General features: G+C 60.4%; 7 protein-coding genes. 2 read left to right on the top strand and 5 right to left on the bottom strand.

The window, feature by feature from the left end; genetic code table 11:
• The coding region (locus EN939_RS18315) for a nucleoside hydrolase (RefSeq protein ID WP_164751061.1) at positions 1-432 on the top strand (432 nt) is incomplete at its 5' end.
• An 8-nt stretch (positions 433-440) separates the two neighbouring features.
• Positions 441-1376, top strand: a complete 936-nt coding sequence (locus EN939_RS18310) for a nucleoside hydrolase (protein WP_127269133.1) — start codon at positions 441-443, stop codon at positions 1374-1376.
• A gap of 186 nt (positions 1377-1562) precedes the next feature.
• Here EN939_RS18310 and EN939_RS18305 read toward each other — a convergent pair whose 3' ends face one another.
• The 5 genes from EN939_RS18305 to EN939_RS18285 form a co-directional block, all read right to left on the bottom strand.
• The gene (locus tag EN939_RS18305) at positions 1563-2102 is read right to left on the bottom strand and encodes a prepilin peptidase (RefSeq protein ID WP_127269132.1); all 540 of its coding nucleotides are present in this window, start codon (positions 2100-2102) and stop codon (positions 1563-1565) included.
• 1 nt (position 2103) lies between these two features.
• Complete coding sequence (locus EN939_RS18300; protein ID WP_127269131.1) at positions 2104-2643, bottom strand: tetratricopeptide repeat protein; 540 nt, start codon at positions 2641-2643, stop codon at positions 2104-2106.
• Between the two features lie 54 nt (positions 2644-2697).
• Entirely contained in the window at positions 2698-3648 is a 951-nt protein-coding gene (locus EN939_RS18295; protein WP_127269130.1) for a type II secretion system F family protein, read from the bottom strand.
• An 18-nt stretch (positions 3649-3666) separates the two neighbouring features.
• On the bottom strand, positions 3667-4638 hold the full coding sequence (locus EN939_RS18290) for a type II secretion system F family protein (protein ID WP_127269129.1): 972 nt from the start codon (positions 4636-4638) through the stop codon (positions 3667-3669).
• Positions 4638-5763: CpaF family protein (locus EN939_RS18285; RefSeq protein ID WP_164751060.1), on the bottom strand; the 1126-nt coding region annotated here is incomplete at its 5' end. The genes EN939_RS18285 and EN939_RS18290, both read right to left, overlap by 1 nt.

The following is a 5763-nucleotide window of genomic DNA, read 5'->3' as shown; positions in this document are numbered from 1 at the left end:
GTCGAGAAGATCCTCGTGCCGCTCGACATCTGCGAGGACAACCGCGTCGCCGATTCGATGCTGACGCGCGACGACATCGCCGACATGCAGGCCGTCGCGAGGGACAATCCCGTCCTTGAGATGATCGCCGACAGCTTCCCGATCTACATCGACATCTGGCGCGAATTCTTCGACCTCGTCGGGTTCCCGATGGACGACGTGATCACCGTGGCGCTGGCTTTCGATCCCGGCCTGGCGACGATGACCGAGCCGCTGTTCGCCGACGTCGTGCTCGACGGCAGGCTGGCGCGCGGCCAGACCGTCGCTTATCGCGGCCGGCAATTGCTGCCCGGCGGCGGGCCCAAGACCACCCGCATCTGCACCGGCCTGGACGGCCGGCGTTTCCTCGACGGCTTCAAGAAAACCATAGCGCGCTACGAGCGGGCGGCGTGAAAGACGACATGATGACCAAGCCAACTCCTATCCTGTTCGACTGCGACCCCGGCCACGACGACGCCATCGCGCTGGTCATGGCGCATCGCTCGCCGGCCATCGAACTACTCGGCGTCACCACGACCTGCGGCAATGCGGAAGTCGAGAAGACGACCGCCAATGCCTTGCGCATCCTGGAGTATATCGGCGCCGGCGAGGTGCCTGTCGCGCAGGGCTGTCACCGCCCGCTGGCGCGCCCGCTGGTGCTCGGCACCGCCGATGGCCCAAGCGGCCTCGAGGGCTCGCCCTACCTGCCGCAGGCGACGATCAAGCCGGTTGACCAGCACGCCGTCGATTTCCTGGCCGACAGACTGCGCGCCGCGCCCGAACCGATCCTGGTCGTTGCCACCGGCCCGCTCAGCAATATCGGCCTGATGATCCTCAAGCATCGCGACGTGCTGCCCAAGATCAAGGAGCTGATCTGGATGGGCGGCGTGTTCTACCGCAAGAGCGAGATCATCACGCCGACCGAGTTCAATGCGTTCTGCGACCCCGAGGCGCTGAAGATCGTTCTGGACAGCGGCGTGCCGATCCTGATGGTGGGCCTCGACGTCACCATGCAGGTGCTGATCGAGGCGCCGCAATATGCCGAGCTCGCGACCATCGACACGCCGCTCGGACGGCTCGTCAACGACTGGCTGCTGTTCTACGAGAAGCTGCACCGCAACTCGATGGGCGTCGGCGGCGCCATGCACGATCCCTTGGCGCTGGCGCTGGCCATCGATCCGACATTGGTGCGCACGCGCCCTGCCCATATCGGCGTCGATCTGTCCGGCACCTACGCCTTCGGCGCGACCATCGCCGATTACTGGGGCGAGCGCGGTGAAAAGGACAATGCCCGCATCGCCCATGAGGTCGACGCGGACCGCTTCTTCAAGCTGATGTTCGACCTGCTGCGGGATTGAACGGAGCGCCGCGGCGCAGGCAGCGCTTCAAGATAGGAATTTTTTCTTGACTCCCTGCACTCAGCTATGGTACATTTTTGCCTATGGTGCTGATTTGCGCCAGTGACCCGCCGCACAGGCGGGTTTTTCGTTTGATGCTCCGTCAAATCTCCCGCGCGACGAATTCAGCCGCGTGAGATGACAGGGTCAGTTGAGCTGGTTGAGGATTCCAGAGCTGCTCGCGACCGTCAAACTCCTGTAGATCAGGAACGCCAGCGTACAGATCGCGGCCAGCGAGATCGGCACGCCGAACGGCACCACGCCCTTGCGGTCCAGATGCTGGACGACAAGCCGAAAAGCACCCGCGGGCAGCATGAACGGGTTTTTCACGATGACCGCGGTTGCCAAAGCGAAAACCAGAAGCAGCACTGAAAACACTGCGAGAGCGCTGCCGCTGATCAGGAATGGCACGACTGCCAGCAGCTTGACATCGCCGGCGCCGATCTTGCGCAAGACCCAGAAGGGCAAGAGCGCGACGAACAGCAGAAGTCCGGCGAGAGCGCTCAGCCCCATGTCCCACCACGAGCCTGACTGGAGCGACAGCAGCAGCAAGCCCCCGGCCCCCAGGCAGAGCAGCAGCAGCACGTCGCGATTGGAAATCTTCTGCGTCTTGAAGTCGAGCCAGCCAATCCTTGCCAGCAGAGGGATGGCGAGCACCTTCAGCAGCAGCGCTTCGACGAGCAGCATGCTAGCGCTCGACGTTCTGCACGCTTGACGACAAAAGCTTCAGATTGTTGGCGACGGTCGGGTCGTTGGGCGCCAATTCGTAAGCCTTGAGAAAATTCGAGCGCGCATCCTGCAGCTTGCCGCGCAGCAGGTAGGAATAGCCGACATTGTTGTAATATTCAGGCGTCGCGCCGACCAGCTTGAACGCCTTGGCATAGGCCTTGTCGGACAGGTCGAAGCGGCGGATCCGGTCGGTGCAGGCGGCAAGTCCCATCCAGGCGTTGCCATCATTGGGCGCCAGTTGCGTCGCCTTGAAGAACAGCGCGCCGGCATTGCCGTAATTCTCGGCACGGAACTGGTTCTTGGCCTCGGCGACGGCCTGGTCCGAGGCGTAATATTCGACATCGCTGACCGTCTTCAGCCCATCGAAAGCGTCGCCAAAAGACGTCACGTCGCCTTTCGATGGTTCGTTGGTGCGCACGACCCCGTCGGTTATGTCCGCCGTCTGGCAGCCGGCAAGCATTATCAACAGACAGGCTGCCGCCGCGTTAGCCCTCTTCATATAGATTCCCCCAAGGGTCTCGGACCTCATATTAGAATCAGATCATACACGCAACTAGAAGATAATGCCCCTCATGCGGATGATCACCGGCAGCATGATAACCATCATAACCACAGGGAAGATACACAGCCCCAACGGAATCATCATCTTCACCGGCAGAGAGTTGGCGCGTTCCTCTGCACTCAGAATTCGTTGCCCGCGCATCTCGGCGCTATAGACACGCAATGCATCGGTGAGACTGGTGCCGAGTTCTTCCGATTGCCTAAACAGGACAGCCAGTGCCCTGGCTTCGTCAAGCCCGATACGATCGGCGAGTTCGCGCAATGCCTCCCGCAACGGCTTGCCGGCACGCAACTGCAAATTCATGATCGACAGCTGTATTCCCAGCCATTTGTGGGTGCCAGCCATCTCATGACTGACGCGTTCGACTGCCCCCTCCAGGCTCATGCCGGCATCGGCGCAGGTGATCATCATGTCCATGAAGTCGGGGAAAGCTCGGCGATAGATCTGTTTCTGGCCGTTCTCGAAACGGTCGAGCAGAATGGCGGGAAGCACGATGCAGGCCAGGCCGAACAGGGCAGAACCTGCAAGGGTAATGAAACCCGGCAGGTGCGACGGCAGAGCCCGCGACAGGAGTGCATACATTGCCAGAAAGCCGACGCAGACCGCGACAAGGCGGCACAGCGTATAAATCAGCGGTGCGCTTGATTGATAAAAGCCGGCGCGAAACAGCTTCGCTTCCAAGGCGTTTGGCTCTTCCCGCTCCTTCTCGATCGACTTGAAGTAGGCATCGACCGGCCGTTGCGCCGAAATCTTGGCAAGCTGGTCTTGCCCGAGCATGGATCGACGGTCTGCGATTCCTTCACCCATCAGGCTCTGCGCGACAAGCTTACGGGTTTGCAGAGCTGGCAGAAAGACTAACGCACCGAACAGGAAAAGGGACACCGCCGCCGCGAAGACGACGATAGACACCAAGAAACCCAGATCCTGAATGTTCGAAAACAATTCTTTCGTCGCTCCCAGTCAGAAATCGAAAGTAACCATCCGGTACATGATGAAGTCGCCAAGCAGCGCCCACAACCCAAAAAGCATAAATATCGGGAAGACGAGCGGGTTGCTCCAAACGGCTCCGTAATAGGATGGGGCAAGGATTTGAAGCGTGAGGAACATCACAATAGGAAACAAGGAGATGATCCACGCGGAGACGCGACCTTCGGCCGAAAGCGCCCTAATTTTCATTCGCAATTTCTGCCGTTCACGCAGAACGGAGGAAAGATTGGCCAGAATTTCGGTCAAATTGCCGCCCGTCTTGGCCTGAATCGACAGCGATACCGACAGCAGCTGAAGCCCCTCGAAGCCGACGCGCTGCGAAAGCTTCCGCACGGCCTGCTCGATGCTGAGACCAAAGGTGATCTCATCGGAGACGATGCCGAATTCAGTGCCCAACGGATCCGGCATTTCGCGTGCGACCAGACCGATCGCGATCGAAGCGGGATGTCCGGCGCGCAGCGAACGAACGATCATGTCGAGCGCATCCGGCAGCTGTTTGGCAAACTTCCGGATTCGCTTGTTACGAGCGCGCCGGAGGACGAGAAGCGGCAAGATAAACCCTATGACCAAAAAAATGATGAGCGACGCCAAGGCAGAGAAATTGAAGAGGACCGCCAGCAGCAACGCCATCGCCAATCCGACAAGCAAGAACGTCGCGGCGAAGGTCAACGGATTTCCGGTGATACCGGACTGGGTATAGAGCCTGTTCAACCAGACCAGTCCAAAAAGAAAGTCGCCGGAGTCCGTGAGGCCGCGTTCTCGCAGCAACCCTTGCAACGTTTGTTCGGCTGGAACGTCGCCAGCGAGCCGCTTCAGCCGGCGATTGACTGCTAGAGACCGGGAGCGGCGGCCGGCAAAGGAAAGATAGAGAGCTTCGCCTGCCAGAATGACCGAGGCTGCCGCCAGCATGTAGATGAAGTAGAGCAGAGCTTGACCCGTCAGCATCAGAGGGCAACCTGCGGGTTGAAGGCGTCCTTGGCAAAATAATGGCCAAGCGTCGCGGCCTCCGGAGCGAAGCGCGGACGGACACCGGTCGCGCGAAAGTCGCCGATGACCTTGCCCTCGGCTGTGACCTCACGGCGGACGAAATGGTAGATTTCCTGGAGCTGCACGACATTGCCTTCCATGCCGGTCAGTTCCGATATGGAGGTGACACGCCGGCCTCCATCCGAAAGACGCTGTGTCTGCACGATGATGTCGATGGCGGACGCGATCTGCGCCCGGATTGACTCATGCGTCATCGGCATGCCGGCCATGCCGACCATCTGCTCCAGCCGCGAGATCGCATCGCGCGGCGTGTTGGCATGGATTGTCGTCATCGAGCCTTCGTGGCCGGTGTTCATCGCCTGCAGCATGTCGAAGGCTTCCTCGCCGCGCACCTCACCGACGATGATGCGGTCCGGCCGCATGCGCAACGCGTTCTTCAGCAATTCGCGCTGGCGCACCTCCCCCCTACCCTCGACATTGGGCGGGCGCGTTTCGAGGCGGCCCACATGCGGCTGCTGCAATTGCAGTTCGGCCGCATCCTCGATGGTGATCAGCCGCTCTTTCGAGGGAATGTAACTCGACAATGCATTGAGCAAGGTGGTCTTGCCGCTGCCGGTGCCGCCCGAAACCAGGATCGATTTGCGCGCCTGCACGGCGATCCGCAGCAGTTCGATCATCGGCGGACGAATGGAGTTGAAAGCCATCAAACGTTCGAGCGAATAGGGATTCTTGGAGAACTTGCGGATCGACACCAGGGGGCCGTCGACCGAGATCGGTCGCACCGCGATATTGACGCGCGAACCGTCTTCCAGGCGTGCGTCGACCATGGGCGACGATTCATCGACACGCCTGCCGATAGCCGAAACGATCTTGTTGATGACGCGCAACAGATGCGCCTCGTCGCGGAAACGGATTGCCGTCTCTTCGATCATGCCACGCCGCTCAATGAAGACGCGCTTGTGGGTGTTGATCATGATGTCGGTAATCGAATCGTCCTTGAGCAGCGGTTCGATTGGCCCGAGACCCAGCATCTCGTCGGCGGTGTCGCTGGTCAGCTGATCAAGCTCGCGTGCGTTCAATGGC

Origin of the sequence: Mesorhizobium sp. M7A.F.Ca.CA.002.05.1.1, assembly GCF_003998335.1 — a bacterium.
Lineage (GTDB): Bacteria > Pseudomonadota > Alphaproteobacteria > Rhizobiales > Rhizobiaceae > Mesorhizobium.
Note: the sequence above shows the minus strand (reverse complement) of the source record. Positions and strands in the feature narration are given on the sequence as shown.

Excerpts from the sequence above, each read along its gene's own strand:
- EN939_RS18310 (WP_127269133.1), top strand. The coding sequence starts at position 441 with ATGATGACCAAGCCAACTCCTATCCTGTTCGACTGCGACCCCGGCCAC.
- EN939_RS18305 (WP_127269132.1), bottom strand. The coding sequence starts at position 2,102 with ATGCTGCTCGTCGAAGCGCTGCTGCTGAAGGTGCTCGCCATCCCTCTG.
- EN939_RS18300 (WP_127269131.1), bottom strand. The coding sequence starts at position 2,643 with ATGAAGAGGGCTAACGCGGCGGCAGCCTGTCTGTTGATAATGCTTGCC.
- EN939_RS18290 (WP_127269129.1), bottom strand. The coding sequence starts at position 4,638 with ATGCTGACGGGTCAAGCTCTGCTCTACTTCATCTACATGCTGGCGGCA.